17 protein-coding genes are annotated in these 18,759 nt (G+C 56.2%); 7 read left to right on the top strand and 10 right to left on the bottom strand.

Annotated elements, in window-relative coordinates; all coding sequences use genetic code 11:
- Positions 1-21: 21 nt before the first annotated feature.
- The gene (thiE, locus tag ACN0UH_RS10655; protein ID WP_417662013.1) at positions 22-645 is read right to left on the bottom strand and encodes a thiamine phosphate synthase; all 624 of its coding nucleotides are present in this window, start codon (positions 643-645) and stop codon (positions 22-24) included.
- 13 nt (positions 646-658) lie between these two features.
- Positions 659-1,453, bottom strand: coding sequence for a bifunctional hydroxymethylpyrimidine kinase/phosphomethylpyrimidine kinase (locus tag ACN0UH_RS10660; RefSeq protein WP_417662014.1), 795 nt, complete (start codon positions 1,451-1,453; stop codon positions 659-661).
- A gap of 324 nt (positions 1,454-1,777) precedes the next feature.
- Between ACN0UH_RS10660 and ACN0UH_RS10665 the strand changes: the two genes are divergently transcribed.
- The 4 genes from ACN0UH_RS10665 (at position 1,778) to amn (ending at position 7,826) form a co-directional block, all read left to right on the top strand.
- Complete coding sequence (locus tag ACN0UH_RS10665) at positions 1,778-3,745, top strand: sensor histidine kinase (RefSeq protein ID WP_417662015.1); 1,968 nt, start codon at positions 1,778-1,780, stop codon at positions 3,743-3,745.
- Positions 3,746-3,887: 142 nt separating this feature from the next.
- Positions 3,888-4,529 (top strand): TetR/AcrR family transcriptional regulator, encoded by a 642-nt coding sequence (locus ACN0UH_RS10670; RefSeq protein ID WP_417662016.1) that lies wholly within the window; start codon positions 3,888-3,890, stop codon positions 4,527-4,529.
- Complete coding sequence (locus ACN0UH_RS10675; RefSeq protein ID WP_417662017.1) at positions 4,526-6,175, top strand: acyl-CoA dehydrogenase family protein; 1,650 nt, start codon at positions 4,526-4,528, stop codon at positions 6,173-6,175. The genes ACN0UH_RS10670 and ACN0UH_RS10675 overlap by 4 nt, the downstream gene beginning before the upstream one ends.
- A gap of 175 nt (positions 6,176-6,350) precedes the next feature.
- Positions 6,351-7,826 (top strand): AMP nucleosidase, encoded by a 1,476-nt coding sequence (amn, locus tag ACN0UH_RS10680; protein ID WP_417662018.1) that lies wholly within the window; start codon positions 6,351-6,353, stop codon positions 7,824-7,826.
- A 227-nt stretch (positions 7,827-8,053) separates the two neighbouring features.
- Here amn and ahr read toward each other — a convergent pair whose 3' ends face one another.
- Positions 8,054-9,088 carry an NADPH-dependent aldehyde reductase Ahr gene (gene ahr, locus ACN0UH_RS10685; protein WP_417662019.1) on the bottom strand — a complete coding sequence of 345 codons (1,035 nt, stop codon included), beginning with the start codon at positions 9,086-9,088 and terminating at the stop codon, positions 8,054-8,056.
- Positions 9,089-9,297: 209 nt separating this feature from the next.
- On the opposite strand from ahr, the gene ACN0UH_RS10690 reads away from it, so the two are divergent.
- Positions 9,298-9,864, top strand: a complete 567-nt coding sequence (locus ACN0UH_RS10690; RefSeq protein ID WP_417662132.1) for a pseudouridine synthase — start codon at positions 9,298-9,300, stop codon at positions 9,862-9,864.
- Positions 9,865-9,890: 26 nt separating this feature from the next.
- On the opposite strand, the gene ACN0UH_RS10695 is transcribed toward ACN0UH_RS10690, so the two are convergent.
- From ACN0UH_RS10695 to ACN0UH_RS10705, 3 genes are all read right to left on the bottom strand, one after another.
- Positions 9,891-10,100 (bottom strand): DUF2788 domain-containing protein, encoded by a 210-nt coding sequence (locus ACN0UH_RS10695; RefSeq protein ID WP_339516454.1) that lies wholly within the window; start codon positions 10,098-10,100, stop codon positions 9,891-9,893.
- 132 nt (positions 10,101-10,232) lie between these two features.
- On the bottom strand, positions 10,233-10,712 hold the full coding sequence (locus ACN0UH_RS10700) for an Lrp/AsnC family transcriptional regulator (protein WP_417662020.1): 480 nt from the start codon (positions 10,710-10,712) through the stop codon (positions 10,233-10,235).
- A gap of 318 nt (positions 10,713-11,030) precedes the next feature.
- Positions 11,031-11,450: an MAPEG family protein gene (locus tag ACN0UH_RS10705; RefSeq protein WP_417662021.1), complete on the bottom strand. Its 420-nt coding sequence runs from the start codon at positions 11,448-11,450 to the stop codon at positions 11,031-11,033.
- A 227-nt stretch (positions 11,451-11,677) separates the two neighbouring features.
- Between ACN0UH_RS10705 and ACN0UH_RS10710 the strand changes: the two genes are divergently transcribed.
- Positions 11,678-12,085: a DUF6515 family protein gene (locus ACN0UH_RS10710; protein ID WP_417662022.1), complete on the top strand. Its 408-nt coding sequence runs from the start codon at positions 11,678-11,680 to the stop codon at positions 12,083-12,085.
- A gap of 18 nt (positions 12,086-12,103) precedes the next feature.
- On the opposite strand, the gene ACN0UH_RS10715 is transcribed toward ACN0UH_RS10710, so the two are convergent.
- Together ACN0UH_RS10715 and ACN0UH_RS10720 are read right to left on the bottom strand one after the other, a co-directional pair.
- Positions 12,104-13,009 carry a cation diffusion facilitator family transporter gene (locus ACN0UH_RS10715; RefSeq protein ID WP_417662023.1) on the bottom strand — a complete coding sequence of 302 codons (906 nt, stop codon included), beginning with the start codon at positions 13,007-13,009 and terminating at the stop codon, positions 12,104-12,106.
- 64 nt (positions 13,010-13,073) lie between these two features.
- The gene (locus tag ACN0UH_RS10720) at positions 13,074-13,493 is read right to left on the bottom strand and encodes a polyribonucleotide nucleotidyltransferase (RefSeq protein WP_417662024.1); all 420 of its coding nucleotides are present in this window, start codon (positions 13,491-13,493) and stop codon (positions 13,074-13,076) included.
- 140 nt (positions 13,494-13,633) lie between these two features.
- Between ACN0UH_RS10720 and hrpB the strand changes: the two genes are divergently transcribed.
- Positions 13,634-16,165 carry an ATP-dependent helicase HrpB gene (gene hrpB, locus ACN0UH_RS10725; protein ID WP_417662025.1) on the top strand — a complete coding sequence of 844 codons (2,532 nt, stop codon included), beginning with the start codon at positions 13,634-13,636 and terminating at the stop codon, positions 16,163-16,165.
- Positions 16,166-16,210: 45 nt separating this feature from the next.
- Here hrpB and ACN0UH_RS10730 read toward each other — a convergent pair whose 3' ends face one another.
- Both ACN0UH_RS10730 and ACN0UH_RS10735 read right to left on the bottom strand, forming a co-directional pair.
- Positions 16,211-17,203, bottom strand: a complete 993-nt coding sequence (locus ACN0UH_RS10730) for a D-2-hydroxyacid dehydrogenase family protein (protein ID WP_417662026.1) — start codon at positions 17,201-17,203, stop codon at positions 16,211-16,213.
- A 36-nt stretch (positions 17,204-17,239) separates the two neighbouring features.
- Positions 17,240-18,757: a tripartite tricarboxylate transporter permease gene (locus ACN0UH_RS10735; RefSeq protein WP_417662027.1), complete on the bottom strand. Its 1,518-nt coding sequence runs from the start codon at positions 18,755-18,757 to the stop codon at positions 17,240-17,242.
- Positions 18,758-18,759 lie beyond the last annotated feature (2 nt).

The following is an 18,759-nucleotide window of genomic DNA, read 5'->3' on the forward strand; positions in this document are numbered from 1 at the left end:
TTTAATCTGTGGCCTGCGTGCTTAGTTAAACAGCGCGCTGTAAGCGCGGGCGCGGCGCTCGACTTCATCTGCTGAGTCAGCGGCAAATAGCCCATGAATCACCGCAACCATGCTGGCACCTTCGGCGATCAGCTGTGGCGCGGTCTCAAGCGTGATTCCACCGATGGCTACGATCGGCAGGTTAAAGCGGGTTTTCGCTTGGTTGAGCAGCTCAATTGTTGCTGCTGGCGCTCCCGGTTTGGTGTTGGAGTTAAAAAAGCGGCCAAAGGCAATGTAGCTGGCCCCTTCATTGATTGCGCTCTGCGCCAGCTCAAGCTCGGCGTGACAGGTGCCGCCAATGATTGCATTGCGTCCGAGCAGGGCCCGAGCGGCTGCAAGTGAACCATCGCTCTGGCCTAGGTGCAGGCCAACATCAAGACGCGCAGCGAGCTCCGCATCATCATTAATGATCAAGGCTGCGCCGTAGCGCTCGCACAGCTCGCGCAAGGCTTCAGCTTCGCGCAGGCGGCGTGCGTCATCGTTTGATTTGTCGCGGTACTGCAGGAGTTTGGCACCGCCTTTAAGCGCTGCTTCGACGTAGGGCAGCAACTTGCCATCCGCCAGTAACTGGCTATCGGTGATGGCGTAGAGTCCGCGCAATTTCATTAAATGGCCTCCATCAGCATCCATCCAGCGGTAAACGCCGCGGAATGAATTGACCCTGGCCAGGCTGTTCTGCATCGCGCAGGGTGCGCCAGGTGTAGTCGAGCGAGGTGCGCACAGCGCTGACCAACTCTTCGCCAATCGCTAAGCGGCCTGCCAAGGTGCTGGCTAATGTGCAGCCTGAGCCGTGATAACTGCCGGGCAGGCGCTGGCAGGTAAAGGTGTGCTGGTTGCCGTCGCGCGAATAAAGGCGGTTGTGTACTTCATGCTCGTCGCCGTGTCCGCCAGTGATCAATAAGTGCTCGATGAACGGCAATAGCTTGGCCGCGCATTCATCGGCGCTGCCATTGGGCAATTCAGCCAAAATTCGTGCTTCGGGCAGGTTGGGCGTGGCAATGGTCGAGGCCGGGAACAATCGCTCGCGCATGGCGAAGCCTACTTCGTCTTTACCCAGTGCGCCGCCGCCACCTGCGCGTAATACAGGGTCGCAAACCAGCGGAATCCCAGGCAGCTTGTTGCGGATTTCCAGTACCGTCTCGACCATCTCGACCGAGCCGAGCATGCCCAGTTTGATCGCTTCGACATGCAGGTCGGCGATGACAGCATTGGCTTGCGCCAGCACCCATTCGCGATCCAGCACGCGGAAGTCGGAAACGTTGACTGTGTCCTGAACGGTCAATGCGGTCACGGTAGGTGCAGCGTGACAGCCCTGAGCGAGCAGCGCTTCGATATCTGCCTGCAAGCCGGCACCACCACTTGGGTCGTGTCCAGACAGGCAAAGTACTACGGGACGGGAAGTAGGCGTTTTCATGGTGCGCGAGCTTATCATTAAATGGCTGATTTTGGCCTGCGACATGATTGTCATGGCCTGTGGTGATTCGCTATGTTTAAACGTGCTGTTCAGCGCCTTGTCCGGGCTTGTTGATGGAGCCCTGCTTGTTAATTAAAGCCCCGAGCTAAAGGGTTTTAAGCAAAGTTTTGGGTATTTTGTGAGAGGGTTACTTATTGCAGGTTTTACCCTGTGATATTGTGGCGCATATTCGAACAAACAGACATGCCAGACAGCGTCGAATCAGTGAGTTGGGGCTCACGGGCGCGGTCCAAGATTGTCGGTCATCACGTACCGCGGGGCTGAATGCGCACCATTTTGATTCTGTTACTTGCCGTCTGGCCGCTATTGGCTGGAGCAGTAACATTTGATGAACATACGCGATCAGTAGATTTGGGTCGTGGCAGTTATGTACTTGAAGATGTCAGTGGCGCCGCCACTATTGATCAAGTCTCGTCGGCTGCTTATGCCTCGCGTTTTAAACGCCAATCTAAAAATATCTTGAACGCCGGTTACTCGCGGTCGGCATTTTGGCTGCGTGTCGATCTCGATTACCAACCGCAGCAGCTCAATGGTGAGCGGCCTTGGCTGTTGGAGTTGGCATACCCGCCGCTCGATCATCTAATGCTTTATATCGATAACCTCCAAGGTGGTTTCGACTTGCTGCGGGCCACAGGTGATGCACTGCCTTACGCTTCCCGTGAAATCAAAAACAATAACTATCTGTTTGAGTTGGGGCTGGAGCCCAATCAGCCTCGGCGAGTTTATTTGCGCTTGCAAAGCCAAGGCTCTATTCAAGCACCTTTGAAGCTTTGGGCACCAAACGCCTACATTGAAAGCCAGCCGACGCGCATTTATGTACTGGGCATCATCTATGGCGTGCTGCTGGGGATGATCATTTACAACCTGTTCATCTACCTCAGCGTGCGTGACACCAGCTACCTGTATTACATCCTTTATATCGCGTCGTTCGGCCTTTATCAGGTATCGGTAAACGGTGCCGGCATTGCCTATTTCTGGCCGGAGAATCCATGGTGGGCGAATGCTGCTACACCGTTTTTGATTGGCTCGGCGATCTTGTTCGGTACTCAGTTTGCGCGCAGTTTTTTGCAAACCGCGCAGCAGGGCAAATTGATTGATCGCTCACTGCTTATGATGATAGTTGCCGCTGCGCTGGTGATGGTTCTGGCGTTGACCACCAGCTATGCGCTGTCCTTGCGTTTAGCCACTTATCTGGCGCTGATCTTTACCTTGGTTGTTTTTTGCGCAGGCCTTGCTGCCTGGTTTAGCGGCATGCGTGTTGCGCGCTACTTTATCTTTGCCTGGTCGGCGTTTTTACTCGGCGGCATTCTCAATACACTGATGGTGCTGGGCTTTTTGCCGAATGTGTTTATAACCATGTATGCCAGCCAGATAGGCTCGGCGCTTGAGGTGGCGTTGCTGTCGCTGGCGCTGGCTGACCGGATCAATATCCTCAAAGAAGAACGCACCGCGATTTTGCAGTCTGCGCGGCGCGAGTTGGAGTCGCTTAACCAGGCGTTAGCCAACAATAACCGGTTAAAGGACGAATTTCTGGCAACCATAAGCCATGAGTTGCGAACGCCAATGAATGGGGTCATTGGTTCTCTGGATTTACTGCAAACCGTACGCCTGGATAACGAGATGGAGCAGTACCGTTCGATGGCCTCGGGCTCGGCGCAAGAGATGATGCGCATGATCAATAACATCCTGACGCTCACCGAGTTGCAGGCTGGCCGCTTGTATCCATTGTGTGAGCCGTTCAGCCTGCGAGCGCTGATTGACTCGCTCAGCGAGCAGTACACACCGCTTGCGCAGAGCAAAGGTCTTGAATTTGTCGTTGAGTACGATGAAGCCTTAGCTGATGAGCTGGAAGGTGATGTGGTCAAACTTCGCTTAAGTATCGGTATTCTTCTGGAAAATGCGATTAAATTCACCGAAAAAGGCTGTGTAACCCTACGCATTAATCCGCAGGCGAATGCGCAACAAGGCGTACCGTTGTGCATCGATGTTCTCGACACAGGTGCCGGTTTTAATCAAGCCAACCATCACTCCTTGTACCAGTGCTTCCAACAGTTGGATGGCTCTATGACGCGGCGTTTTGGTGGTTTAGGCATCGGCTTGGCGATTTGCCGACAAATGGTTGCGCTTTTGGGTGGTGAATTAAGCCATGAGTCGCAAGTAGGTAAAGGCAGCCATTTCAAGCTCAACGTCAGCTTGGCTCTGGCCGGTACGCTTGCTGCGAAGCCGCAATAGCAGCCTTCTTAGCGTCTTAATAAACTTGGGTGTCGAGGTTGCCAGTCACTGGCAGAAACGGCATCTAATCTGCCTAGAATCCCTCTGTATTGAAAAGCTGAATCCTGATTCACTGGTTAAATGTTGAATCAGAGTTCAGATCATGGCTTACCGCACTAGCGCCTTACGAATTGACCGCGACAATGCTTTGCGTTTGCGCATTCTGCACTGCGCTTTGGCTCGCGTGAGTGAGGCTGGGTTTGCTGCGCTGACTATGCAGGCGTTGGCTGAAGATGTTGGCATCGCAACGGGCAGTCTGTATCGCCACTTTCGTAATAAAGGTGAGTTGGCAGCAGAGGTTTTTGCTCTCGCCAGCCAGCGTGAGGTCGACGCCATGGCGCAGGCATTGCAAACCCAGGCTCTGGCGCCGAAGCGACTGGCGGCTGGTTTGACCCAGTTTGCTGCGCGTGCTTGGCACAGCCGTCGTCTGGCCTACGCACTGATTGCTGAACCGGTTGATCCTGAGGTCGATGAGCAACGCCTGCTATTTCGCCAAGCCTATGCCGAATTGCTGGTTGAGGTACTGGAAGAAGGGGTTGCTAGCGGTAATTTTCGTGTGCAACACACTCAACTAAGCGCTGCCTGTCTGGTCGGCGCTATTGCTGAATCACTGGTTGGGCCTTTATCGCCAAGTGCCTGCGCTGCTCGAGCCAAAGGCCAGCCAGCCTTGACGCTGGGCGATATTACTGCAGACCTGATCGCATTCTGTTTAAGCGCCGTCGGCGCCAAGGAGTTATCCGCATGAACCCGAGCCTTAACGCAGAAACCCATGAAGTGTTTAATCAGGTGCCATCTATGGATGGCGCCAATTTGTATCGTGTTGATTTGCCGTTGCAGGAGTGGAACCGTCGATTTGGCGGCGCATGGGCTGAAGAACGGTTGAATACCTATGGTTCGCTTGCTGGCGGCCCGTTAATGGCGGCGGGGTTTCTGGCCAACGAACAGAAACCGGTGTTTAAAAGCCACGACCGCTACGGCCATCGTATCGATCTGGTCGAGTTTCACCCGGCCTATCATGAGTTGATGGGCGCCGCGATCAAGCACGGTTTGCCGTCTTCCCCCTGGACTGATCCGCGCAGCGGTGCCCATGTCGCCCGGGCTTCGATGAGCTATCTGCACAGCCAGGCCGAGGCCGGTTCAGGCTGCCCGCTGACGATGACCTACGCCAGTGTTCCTGCGATCAAGCTACAGCCGGATATCGCCGAAATCTGGCTACCAAAGATTCTTTCGACCGAGTACGACCCGCGTAATCTGCCGATTGAACAGAAAACCGGCGCGACCATCGGCATGGCCATGACCGAAAAGCAGGGCGGCACCGATGTCCGCGCCAACACCACGCACGCTCATCCAGTGGGGATTCCGGGGCCGGGGCAGGCCTATGAACTGGTGGGTCACAAATGGTTTTGTTCGGCGCCTATGTGCGACGCATTTCTGACCCTGGCCTACACCGACAAGGGCTTGAGCTGCTTCTTGTTGCCACGCCATCGCCCGGACGGTTCGCGCAACGAGTTTTATATACAGCGCCTGAAAAACAAGCTGGGTAACTGGTCGAATGCTTCCAGCGAGGTGGAATACCGTGGCGCGCTGGCGTGGATGATCGGTGAAGAAGGTCGCGGTGTGCCGACTATTATCGAGATGGTCTCGCTGACCCGCTTCGATTGCATGATCGGTTCCAGCGCCTTGATGCGCCAAGCCCTGACTCAGGCTGCACACCACTGCGCATATCGCAAGGTTGGCGGACGTGTGTTGGCCGAGCAGCCATTGATGCAAAACGTCCTGGCGGATTTGGCCCTAGAAAGCGAAGCAGCGCTGGCGCTGACTTTGCGTATGGGCAAGGCATTGGATAACGCCCATGACGAGCAGGAAGAAAAATTTGCCCGTCTGGTAACCGCAATTGGCAAATATTGGATCTGCAAGCGCGCTCCGGCAATGATCAACGAAGCGCAGGAGTGCCTTGGTGGCGCCGGTTATGTTGAGGAAACCATCTTGCCGCGCCTGTACCGCGAAGCGCCGGTCAACTCGATCTGGGAAGGCTCGGGCAATGTGCAGTGCCTTGATGTATTACGCGCTCTGTCCAAGGAACCGGGCGTACTCGAAGCCCTGTTCACCGAGTTGGGCGACGGTCATGGCGATGCGCGTTTGAAGGCTCATATCGGCAAGGTGCAGGCTGCATTTCGCGACACCGATGATATTCAGTTCCGCGCCCGTCAACTGACTGAGGATGTGGCCATTGCGCTGCAAGCCAAGTTGTTGCTCGAAGCAGGTAATACCACGGTGTCTGATGCTTTCCTGGCCAGTCGTCTCGGCGAGGGTGGCCGGGTTTACGGCACCTTGCCGCGTGGCGTTGATGCTGAAGCCTTGGTCGCGCGCAGCACCCCGCATCTGGCTTGATTTGCGAGGCTCGCCCGAGATCAGGTTGCGGGCGAGCCTTAGCTGACCGGCTGACTGAACAGTGCATAGAGTGTCATATGCGTCTGGCTCAATTGCTTCAGGCTATCCTTAGGCTGGCTTAGCAGGCCGTACAAGGTGCACTATTAGGCTGGATGTTCAGTCAGGAAGCTTTGTCGTGAATCCATGTTCAGATGACTTTATTGTTGTATCCAGCCCTGAAGAGGCGGTCGATCGACTTGCCGCATTGCATGAGCAAGCCACACGTGCCCTGAGTCTGGCGCTCAAGGCCTATCTTAAAGACCGGGTCAAGCCTGATCCGGCCACGCATTGCCAGTTTCGCTACCCAGAGTTGCGCCTGACCTATTTGTGTCATGGCGAAGCGCCGGCCACCGTGCGTGCATACGCCAAGGTCCAGGTGCCAGGCACTTACAGCGTCACCGTCACCCATCCCGGTGCCTTCCGTAAGTACCTGCTGGAGCAGCTGCAACCCTTGATGAACGATTACACGCTGCGCGTTGAAGTGGGTCTGAGTGCGCAGAATATTCCCTACCCTTATGTGGTTGAGCAGGGCGATGAACTTGCCGGTTCCGGGGTGACTGCCGGAGAGCTGGCGCGAGTGTTCCCGAGTACGGACCTGTCGGCTGCAACAGACAGCACGGCCGATGGCCTGTACAGCTGGGAAAGTATGGACCCCATGCCGCTGGCGCTGTTTGATGCCGCGCGGGTGGATTTCTCGTTGCGCCGGCTGGTGCATTACACCGGCAGCGACTGGCGCCATGTACAACCGTGGATATTGCTGACCAACTATCACCGCTACGTTGACCAGTTCATTCGTCACGGCCTGGACATGCTGGTCGGTGAGTCACGTTTTACCCGCATGGTGCTGCCGGGCAACGTGGTGATTGAACGTGGCATGTCCGAAGGCGAGATGCAGGCGATTATTGGTGGTGTGGTCTGGCATCGCTACCAGATGCCGGCGTACCACCTGCTGTCTGGCGATAGCGGCGATGGCATTACCCTGGTCAATATCGGCGTAGGCCCTTCCAACGCGAAGAACATCACCGATCACCTTGCTGTATTGCGTCCACATTGCTGGCTGATGATTGGTCACTGCGGCGGCCTGCGCCAGTCGCAAACCATTGGCGACTATGTGCTCGCCCATGCTTACATGCGCCGCGACGGGATTCTTGACCGGGTTCTGCCGCCGAATATCCCGCTACCAGCACTGGCCGAGGTGCAACAAGCTCTGCAGGATGCTGCGGCGCAGGTGACTGGCGAGAAGGGTGATGATCTCAAGCGCCGCTTGCGTACCGGTACTGTGCTGACCTACGACGACCGGAACTGGGAGTTGCGCTGGGCTCAGGAACGGCCACTGATCAATCAGGCGCGAGCAGTTGCGGTAGACATGGAAAGCGGCACTGTCGCCGCCCAAGGTTATCGCCTGCGCGTTCCATACGGCACGCTGCTGTGTGTTTCGGATAAACCGCTGCACAGTGAAATCAAGCTGCCGGGCGCTGCTGGCGCTTTCTACGAACGCGCCGTGACCCAGCATTTGCACATTGGCATCACTGCCTTGGACTTATTGCGTGGCCAGCTTAACTCGCTGCACTCGCGTAAATTAAGGAGTTTCGACGAGCCGCCGTTTCGCTAAGATTAGGTATGAAAGGCAATAACGCCTCGGTCCTGAACCGGGGCGTTTTTATTGGAACCTCTGAAAAAGGTAGCGAGCGACGATAGGACAAGGCAAAAAACTGCGAAAAAGCGACCGAGGTCGCGCTCGACTTTAGTGGCCTAAATGAGCATTTTGAGCAGTTTTTTAACGCAGCAAGGGCTGCCCCAGTAATATCTAGCGCAGTAGTTTTTCAGAGGTTCCATAGGTTATTTACTGGCGTCGAGCACAACTCTGTAGCGCGCTTTGCCGTCACGCAGATGCTGGATTGCATCGTTAACCTTACTCATCGGAAAGTGCTCAACTTGCGGCAATATTTGATGGCGCGCGCAGAACTCAAGCATGCTGCGCATTATTGCCGGCGAGCCAACTGGGGAACCGGAAATACTGCGTTGACGTGGGATCAGGTTGAACACATGCACCGGAATCGCGCTTGGCACAATCCCGACAAAGTGCAGCTTGCCTTTACCGCCCAGAGTGCTGATCAGCGCGTTCCAGTCGAGGTCGGCGCTGGCAGTTATCAGCAGGAAATCCAGCGTGCCTGCAATTTTCTTCATGGCTGCGCTGTCGGTTGAGGCGACCACATTGTGCGCGCCGAGGCGCTTGGCTTCCTCTTGCTTATTCAGTGATGAAGTAAAGGCTGTGACCTCGCAGCCCCATGCATTCAAAAAGCGCAACGCCAAGTGACCCAAGCCGCCGATGCCGACCACGCCGACGCGGTCTGTTGGCCTGACGTTGAGTTCAAGCAGCGGCGCAAATACTGTCGATCCGCCGCAAAACAGTGGGCCAGCCAGGCTTGGGTCGAGGCTCTCGGGGATCGGCAGAGTCCATGCCCAATGGGCGCGCATGCGATTGGCAAAGCCGCCGTGGCTGCCGACTATGGTCGGTTTGATCATATTGCACAGTTGGTGCGAACCTTCCATGCATGAGTTGCAATGCATGCAGCTGCTTTTTAACCAGCCGATGCCTACCCGCTGGCCGATCTTCAGACCGCGAGCTTGCTCGCCCAAGCGCACCACGGTGCCGACCACTTCATGGCCGGGAATAAATGGGTAGCGTGCGTTTTTCCATTCGTTGTCGATCATTGATTGGTCGGAATGGCAAATACCGCAGTATTCAATGGTGACTTCGACTTCCTCGGCGCCGAGCGGGCCTGGGTCATACTCAAACTGTTCAAGTGGCGCGCCTGCCTTGGTTGCAGCCCAGCCAGTGAAGGTAGAAACGACAGACTCGTTTGTGCTCATGTGCGGACTCCTGGAAACGATTAATCAGCTGACAAGCAGCATAGACCCTCGTTCAAAATGCAGAATCAAGATAATCAGCGGTGATGATGTCGGCCCGTCCTCGGTTAAACTGCGGGTTTAGTCATGCCTTTGGGAAATCTTCAATGCCACGCCCCCCGCGCCCTGCTGCGCCGCGCCGCTCTTTGAGCGCAAAGCCGACGCCTCGTCGTCTGGCCAAGGCGCCACCCGCCGAGCCGCGTTTGCTGGCCCTGAATAAGCCCTTCGATGTGTTGACCCAGTTCAATGACGAGCATGGCCGCGCCACGCTCAAGGACTTTGTCGATGTACCCGGTGTGTATCCGGCAGGCAGGCTGGATCGTGACAGCGAAGGTTTGTTGCTGTTGACCAATGACGGTCGCCTGCAGGCACGAATCGCCGATCCAAAGCACAAGTTGGCGAAAACCTATTGGGTGCAGGTTGAAGGGGAGCCGACTGACGAGCAGCTACAGCGCTTGCGTGAAGGTGTCGAGCTAAATGACGGCATGACCTTGCCCGCCGAAGCCCGCCAGCTGGATGAGCCCGAGCTCTGGCCGCGCAACCCGCCGGTGCGCTTTCGTAAGAGCATCCCGACCACATGGTTGGAGTTGGTGATTCGCGAGGGGCGTAACCGCCAAGTCAGGCGCATGACTGCCGCAGTGGGCTTGCCTACATTGCGCTTGGTGCGAGTGCGTATCGGCCCCTGGAGTCTGGATGGTTTGCAGCCGGGGCAGTGGCAGGATCTGGAGCCGCGCCTTTAGGTATTGCCCGAAGCGGCAGTCTTGGGTCAGTGGCCTTCGATTTCGAGGCCAGCAATGACAAATGTCTTGATCACAAAGCCGAGCACGCCCAGACCGAGGGCGAGAAACAGGATCATGCTGCCAAAGCGGCCTGCTTTGGATTTCTTGGCCAGGTCCCAGACAATAAACGCCATAAACAGGATCAGCACGCTGACCAATACTGTTGTCATCAGATCTTCGAAAACTTCGGTTTCCATCGTGGCCTCAATTACCGGGTAAATAGCCTGGGCCAGACGTCTATCGAAGCTGGCGCAGGCTGGCGATTATACGTGAGCGTTGTGATTTGTCAGGCACCGTTGGCAACGGTCCGTGGTTAATTCGTCTGGGATTTAACTGCGCAAGTGTTCCAGCGGTAACTGGGTGCTCGACAGAATCTGCTGCAACACAAAGCTCGAACGCACGCTGGAGACTCCTTCGATTCGGGTCAGGGTGCCGAGCAGAAGCTTTTGATAATGGTCCATGTCGGGCACTACGACTTTCAATTGGTAGTCGGCGTCCATCCCGGTGACTAGGCTGCACTCAAGCACTTCCGGGCAATTGCGGATCGCTTCCTGAAAGTGCTCGAAGCGCTCTGGGGTATGTCGATCCATGCCAATCAGCACGTAGGCGGTAAGGCTCAGGCCGAGCTTCTTGCTGTCGAGTAAAGCAACTTGCTTGGCGATATAGCCATCGTCTTCCAGTTGTTTAACCCGGCGCGAGCAGGGGGAGGGTGACAAGCCAATGCGTTCGGCCAGTTCTTGATTGGATAAGCGAGCGTCGCGTTGCAATTCTGCCAAAATGCTCAAGTCATAGCGGTCTAGTTTGTTCATATTGGTCACGATTTCTATTTGAATTGCGCTAGATAATGCTTGATTAGGTAAAAATTGCGCAACCGATACTTGATTGAGCAATCTTCGCAATCATTCACTAACCGCCTCGCCGTACTATTTATCTCAGTTTCAAGGCCCGGACGACATGTCCACGCCGACTCACTCAATCAGGTGAGCGGCCGCCGCCGATCCAACAGGGTCGTTTCGGCACCCGGGTCCGCACTGTCCAACCAGACGGGCGATAAAGGCGGCGACACAATTGCCAGCACAGGACAACATTCCCGAAGGGAGGCCCAAGGCCTCCCTTTTTTATGGGCTTCAAACCAAGCCTGCCAAACGCAGTAGCCACCATAGCGTGATGACGATCTGCACCAGGAAACCAGCAAAGCGCAACCAGACGAACAAGGCTGAAGTGCTGATCAGGTGCATGCAGCTTTGAAATATCCGTGCCGCCAGCAGAGCCCCAGCCAGCGGATCAGTGATGCTGGTTTGGCTGACGACCATTGCGTACAGCAGCACCGCTGCCATCAACGGAACATTTTCCACGCAGTTGGCATGGGTACGAACCAGACGCTGGCCGAATGCGCCCGGCATATTGCTGCCATCCGGGGAGAAGCCATTGACCGCAAGTTTGCCGCTGAGCACCAGCAAGCCGCGCTGGTTGAGCATCAGTATCAGTAGAAACAGCGTCCAGCCAAGCAATCCGAGCAGCGCAACTGCACTAGGTGAAAGGGTCATAAGTGAGTCCTTGGGAGTGGGTAATATTGTTTTTATTAGGCCGCTTGCACAGCTTAGGATAGTTAGAGCTTTTACTCTAGCCGGCTTGGTTTGTTTCAAAGCAACCTGACGACTGCGGTGGCTTTAACGTCGGCTGGCCAATTTACCGACTCTTTACTCAGCATTGACCCTGATTTGACCGGACTTTAGTCATTCTGTAACTCAGACATACCAATGAGGTGGCAGCGATGATTAAGCGCTTTAAGTGGGTCGAAATTAGCGTACTGGTTCTGCTGGGCCTTTCACCTTTGGTGCAGGCATCGCCCAAGCATGAACAACACCGCGATAGGCATGCAGTGGTTAAGGTGGTGAAAGTCGAAAGAAAATCACCGAGGATTTCGCACCAGCCTGTCAGGTATGAGCGGGTTCGTTATAACCGTGGCGACTATTACATGAGGGATGGTCGTTGGTACAAACCAACTGCGGGCCGCTATGTGCGAGTGGCGCCGCCTTATGGTTTCACGGTTCGGCAGTTGCCACGCGGCGCACGTCAGGTTTGGGTGCGCGGTGTTAAATATCACCGGGTTGCGGATAGCTATTATCGCTGGCAGGGCAAGCGAGGCTATTACCAGATTGTGCGTTTGCCGCGCGGGTAATTGCACACTCAGTGATGATTATGGCTGCGCGGCTGCTGGCTGATCGGGCAGTACTTCAGGCGGGTCGGCGTGCACCAGCACCTCGGCTCGCGGGTACTCTGCGCGGATCGCATCTTCGACTTGCTCGCACAGCGCGTGTGCTGCAGACAGAGTCAGCTCGCCGGGCAACTCCGCGTGCAATTGCACAAACCAACGCGTACCGGAAACCCGCGTGCGCAGGTCATGTGCTCCAAGCACGCCCGGAACGGCGCAGGCCAAGGCATGCATGTGTTCGCTGACATCGGGCGAGAGTTCTTTGTCCATCAGCACCGCTCCCGCTTCACGGGCAATGCTGATCGCACTCCAGAGAATGTAAAAGGCAATGCCGATGGCGAAGATCGCATCAACTTGCAGCCAGCCAAAACTGGCCAGAAACAGCGCCATTAAAATGCTGCTGTTGAGCAGTAAGTCTGAGCGGTAGTGCAACGAGTCCGCATGAATCGCGGTTGAGCCGGTGACTTTCACTACATGACGCTGAAACATCAGCAGCGCGACGGTAACCGCCAGGGACAGAATCATCACCGCAATTCCTAAACCTTCGCTGGCCAACGGTTGCGGGTTGATAAAGCGTTCGACACCTTGCACGCCAACCAATACGGCGCTGGCGCCGATAAACAGCGCCTGCCCCAAACCGGCAAGCGCCTCGGCCTTGCCGTGACCGTAGCGGTGGTCGTCATCTGCTGGGCGTAGCGCGTAGTGCACAGCAATAAGGTTGAGCAGAGAGGCAGCGCCATCGAGTAATGAGTCGGTCAGACCCGCAAGCAGACTGACCGAACCACTCAGCCACCACGCAACTGCTTTGGCCAGCGCGAGCGCCAAGGCCACCACTAATGCGGCAGAGGACGCTTGGCGCATCAGTCGAGCATGTTGCGGCAATACACTCATAAACTGGCTCTAGTCCGGAGATGTGGTGATGGCTTGCACCATGGTTGTTACGCGCTTGCTGGGGTCACGCAGCCGGACGCAGGCCGTAAGCTGCGAGTTGCTGCAAATCACCACGGTGTTCAATCACCCGCGGGTCGTCCAAAGGCAGGTTTTTACCGGTTTTTTGCATGATCAACGCTTTCAGCTTAGCGCGATCAACCTGGCCTTGGCTGTCGACCAGATTTTCTAATGCCTGGGGATCCACCTGAGCGGTATGGCCACCCGGCAGGTAAATAGCACCCGTGGCGAAATCGACGCCAAGGGCGATCAAGCCCGGCAGTACGTAAAACAGAATGCCGATGGCGTCTAGCGCGACAATAACTGGGTCGACTTTGCCTTCAATCTGACCGCGACGATCCGGGTAAAACAGTGTGCCGCACGCACTCAATTGAGTGAGTAGGCTGGCGCTCAGAACACAGCCAAGAATGCGGGTCGAGGTGCTCATCTAAGTTCTCCTGATTGACGGGGGCGCAACTATAGCAAGGCGTTAGCCGTATTGCTGCGGCTTTAAACAGTCTCGTGATTAATGACTGTGCAAGGCTCAATCAGTTCGCCGGTATAATCGTCATCCGCACTGGAGAACTCATGAATTCGCTGCCAATTGACCACCTGTTACCGGCCCTTCGCGATGCCTTGGCTGCACGCAATGAAGCTGTGCTTGAGGCGCCGCCGGGCGCGGGTAAAACCACGCGGGTGCCGTTGGCGCTGCTGGATCAGCCGTGGCTCGCCGGGCAGCAAATCATCATGCTTGAGCCGCGCAGATTGGCCGCGCGCACCGCGGCTGAACGACTGGCCAGTGAGTTGGGCGAAAAGGTTGGAGAAACCGTCGGTTATCGGATTCGTTTGGACAGTAAAGTCGGGCCTAAAACCCGGATTGAAGTGGTCACCGAAGGCATTCTTGCCCGACGCTTGCAAGATGATCCGGCCTTGGAAGGCGTGGGGCTGGTGATCTTCGATGAGTTTCATGAGCGCAGCCTCGATGCGGATCTGGCGCTGGCGTTGACCCTCAATGGCCGGGCGATGTTTCGCTCAACGGACTCTGGCGAGCTGCCGTTAAAAGTGCTGTTGATGTCGGCTACCCTTGAAGGTCCGCGACTGGCGCAGTTGCTGGACGATGCGCCAGTGCTGACCAGTGAAGGGCGGATGTTTCCGGTTGATACTCGCTGGGGCAAACCCCATCAAGCTGGCGAATACATTGAACCTAGCGTTATCGCAGCCTGTTTGGAGGCGTTGGACGAGCAGCAGGGGAGTATCTTGGTTTTCCTGCCGGGTCAGGCTGAGATTCGACGCGTCCATCAAGGCCTGCAAGAACGCCTTGGAGAACGTGATGATGTGTTGCTCTGCCCGTTGCATGGAGAGCTTGATCTGAATGCCCAGCGCGCGGCGATCAATCCCGCCCCGCCTGGAAAGCGCAAGGTTGTGCTGGCAAGTAACATCGCAGAAACCAGCATCACCATCGATGGCGTGCGGGTTGTGGTTGATGCGGGCCTTGAGCGCGTGCCGCGTTTTGATCCGCGCAGCGGCATGACCCGGCTCGACACGCAACGTATTTCCAAGGCCAGTGCGACCCAGCGCGCAGGACGAGCAGGGCGGCTTGAACCCGGTGTTTGTTACCGACTCTGGTCACAGGCTCAGCATGAGCAGTTGGCGAACTTTTCTGCACCCGAAATGCTTCAGGCCGATCTGGCCGGGCTTGCGCTGCAGTTGGCGCGCTGGGGCGTTGCGGTGGACGAACTGGTCTGGCTCGATTTACCGCCCGCTGCGGCCTACGCCCAGGCTCGGGATTTGCTGCAGCGCCTGAGTGCGCTGGATGAACGAGGTGTGCTCAGCGCTCACGGCCAGGCAATGGCTGAGTTGCCCAGCCATCCGCGAATTGCTCATTTGCTGCTGCGAGGGCAGGCCCTTGGTCTGGGCAATCTTGCCTGCGATATCGCTGCATTGCTCGGTGAGAAAGACATCCTTCGTGGTGCTGGCGCCGACCTGCATGACCGGATTGTGGCTATGGCCAGCGAGTCTTTCTCGCGGGCGAGCCGAGGGGCTGTTCAGCGTGCACGCCAACTGGCTCGTCAGTTCCGAAGCCACCTGCGGGGCGCTGTATCGTCACCGGTGGCCGATCCTGATCACCCTCGCTGGCTCGCCGCGCTGCTGGCCTTTGCCTATCCTGATCGCGTCGCTCGTCAACGGCGCGAAGGCGGCGCTGAATACCGGTTGGCCAACGGTCGAGCTGCACTGTTTGGTGAGCCAGATGGATTAATGAAAGAACCATGGTTGGTCATTGCCGATCTTGGCAGCCGTCAAGGTCAGCGCGAAGAACGAATCTATCTGGCGGCTGCACTTGATCCTTCCCTGTTTGACACGGTGCTTGCTGAGCAGGTGGTGCAGCGCGATGAACTGGAGTGGGATGAGCGCGAGGGCGTACTCAAGGCCGAGAGGCAGCGGCGCTTGGGCGAGCTGGTACTTAGCCGCACAAGCCTGCCGGGACTTAATGAAGACGCTCGCATCAATGCCTTGGCTGGTCTGGTTCGGCGCAAGGGCATAGAGCTTCTTCCCTGGCGTCCCGAGTTGCGCCAGTGGCAGGCGCGCATTGCTCTTTTGCGCAAGCTGGATATTGATCAGAAAGGTGCGAGTGAGTGGCCAGATCTAACGGATGCGGCGCTGCTCGATTCTGTTGAGCTGTGGCTGGCGCCTTATCTGGCAAAGGTGAGTCGCCTGAGTCATTTCGCCAACCTCGATTTAGCCAATATCCTGCTCGCCCAATTGCCCTGGCCATTACCGCAGCAGTTGGATGAGTTAGCGCCCAAGACGCTGCAAGTGCCTTCAGGTTCACGTATCGCCATTGACTACTCAGAGTATCCGCCCGTGCTGGCGGTGAGATTGCAGGAATTGTTCGGGCTGGCCGAGACGCCGCGCATCGCAGGCGGCAGGCAAGGGCTCTTGCTACATCTTCTATCGCCCGCGCGTCGTCCGGTTCAGGTGACACAGGATCTCGCCAGCTTCTGGGCCAACACCTACATCGATGTGAAGAAGGATTTGAAAGGGCGATATCCAAAACACTGGTGGCCTGACGACCCGATGGAAGCCGAACCCACCGCCAGAGCAAAACCGCGTAAGCGGTGAGCAAATGCCAGGCAAATCAGGCTGTGGCGGTTAGTCGCTCGGCGGCTAACCCGCGTCAGCTGAGTAGCGTGCATTGCTGATTGTTGAGAGATTTATCTGCTGGCAGGGTTTGCCGTCGAAGAAGTTAAGGATATTGGTAAACGCCTCGCCAAAATACTGCTCATAGCTGTGCTTCTCGACGTAGCCGATGTGAGGCGAACAGGTGATTTTGGGGTGGTTGAGCAGCGGGTTATCAAGGCTGATCAGAGGTTCTGTTTCAAACACATCCAAGGCGGCATAGCCGGGGCGACCTTTATCTATTGCTGCGAGTAAAGCGCCGGGTGCAATCAACTCCGCACGGCTGGTATTGACCAATAGAGCGCTGGGCTTCATTGATGCAAGATCAACTGCGTTTACCAAGTGTTTGGTCTGCTCGGATAAGCGCAGATGCAGGCTGATGATATCGGATTGGGCAAAGAACGCTGCGCTAGAGTCTGCGGCGCTATGGCCATCCAGCTCGGCGGCTTGCCTTGATGCCTCGCTGCCCCAAACCAACACCGGCATCTCAAACGCCTGAGCGTATTTTGCCAAGCGCTTGCCGATGCGCCCATAACCCCAAATACCGAGTGTTTGCCCGCACAGCCGTTCGCCGATATTGTTTTGCCAGGTGCCAGCATTAAAACTGTTTATTGCTGCAACTAATTGACGGCGCGCGTTGAGTATCAAGGCCCAAGTGAGTTCTGCTGGGGCTATGGGTGAACCGCTGCCCTCGACCACTGCAATCCCCAGACTATTGCAGGCGTCGACATCGACATGAGCACCAACCTTACCGGTTTGACTGATCAGTTTCAGTTTGGGCAATTGCATCAGTAACTTGGCATCGAGCCGGGTACGCTCGCGCGTCAGCACGATGGCATCGGCATCGCTGAAACGTTCAAGCAGTACTTCGGACGATTGTTGCCAGTCGTGAAAGACGCTGACGCGGTGATCCGTGAGCAAGCCAAAGCAGTCCAGGTCGCAAACCGCATGCGGGTAATCATCTGGAATTACGATGTGCATTGGCTGACTCACAAGCATCCCCCTTTAAGCTTATATCTATGAGCTGACGGTTGTTAGTCGGGCCTGTTTGCGTGAGCGCAGGGCTCTGCGTATTGGCAGCACGACCATGATTGCGACCAGCACCCATGCCCCGATGGTTATTGGGCTATCCCAGAGGATGCTCAGTTCGCCATTGGATAATGACAGTGCCCGGCGCAAGTTGTCTTCCATCACGCCGCCCAGGATGAAACCGAGCAGCACAGCCGAGAGCGAATAATCCAGCTTACGCAAGATGTAGCCACACACGCCAATCCCAATCATCAGGTAAAGATCGAAACTGGAGGCGTGTACCGCGTAAACACCGATCGAGGTAATGATGGCTATCGCGGGCACCAATGCCCAAGTCGGTACGGCGAGAATGCGCGTGAAGATTCGCACCATGGGAACATTCATCACCAGCAACATGACGTTGGCGATAAACAATGATGCAATCAATCCCCAGACAATTTCTGGCTGATTCTGGAACAGCATTGGCCCAGGCGTTATGTTGTATAGCGTAAGCGCACCCAGCATCACGGCTGTAGTCCCAGAGCCCGGTACGCCCAGAGTCAGCATAGGAACCATCGAGCCACATGCCGCGCCACTATTGGCTGTTTCTGGCGCGGCCAACCCGCGTAGATCACCTTGCCCGAATTTGCTGTCCTTTCCTGCTAGACGCTTTTCCGACATATAAGCAACTGCGCTGGCGAGCGTGGCTCCTGCGCCAGGCAACACGCCCAATACAAAGCCGATGATGCCGCTGCGCAAATTGGTGGCAATGACAAAGCTGCCTTCCTTCAGGTTGAAGAGCATGCGCCCGGTCGCTTTGGCTGCTTTGTGTCCATGATGGGTGCGTTCAAGTAAAACCAGTATTTCACTGACACTGAATAGACCGAGAACCAGCACGATAAACTGGATGCCGTCCGCCAGGCCCAAGGTGCCGAAAGTGAAGCGGTAGACGCCACTATTGGCATCAATACCAACGCAGGAAAGCAGTAAGCCTATCAGTGCAGCAGTGGCGGTTTTAAGAGGTTTGTTATCAGCCATCCCGGCTAGGCAGGTAATGGCAAAGACCATCAGCACGAAATATTCAGCCGGCCCAAATGCAACTGCCCACTTGGCTAGAAATGGCGCAAACAAGACCACGCCAATCGTTGCGATAGTACCGCCAATGAATGAGCTCCAAGCGGACAGAGAAAGGGCAATGCCGGCTTTGCCTTGTTGGGCAAGCGGGTAGCCATCCAGAGTGGTCATTACGGCAGATGCTTCCCCTGGAATATTCAGCAGGATTGATGATATCCGGCCGCCGTACTCACAACCCAAATAGACAGCAGCCAGAAGAATCAGCGCGGTTTCCGGAGGCAAGCCCAAAGCAAATGCAATCGGAATCAGCAGCGCCACACCATTGACCGGGCCCAAACCCGGCAGCAGACCGACCACGGTGCCGATCAGGGTTCCACAGAATGCAGTCGCCAGATTGAAAGGGCTAAGTGCAACCCCAAAACCCAGTTCGAGGTAGTGCAAGGTATTTTCCATGG

It is taken from the genome of Pseudomonas sp., from assembly GCF_048265905.1.
Lineage (GTDB): Bacteria > Pseudomonadota > Gammaproteobacteria > Pseudomonadales > Pseudomonadaceae > Aquipseudomonas.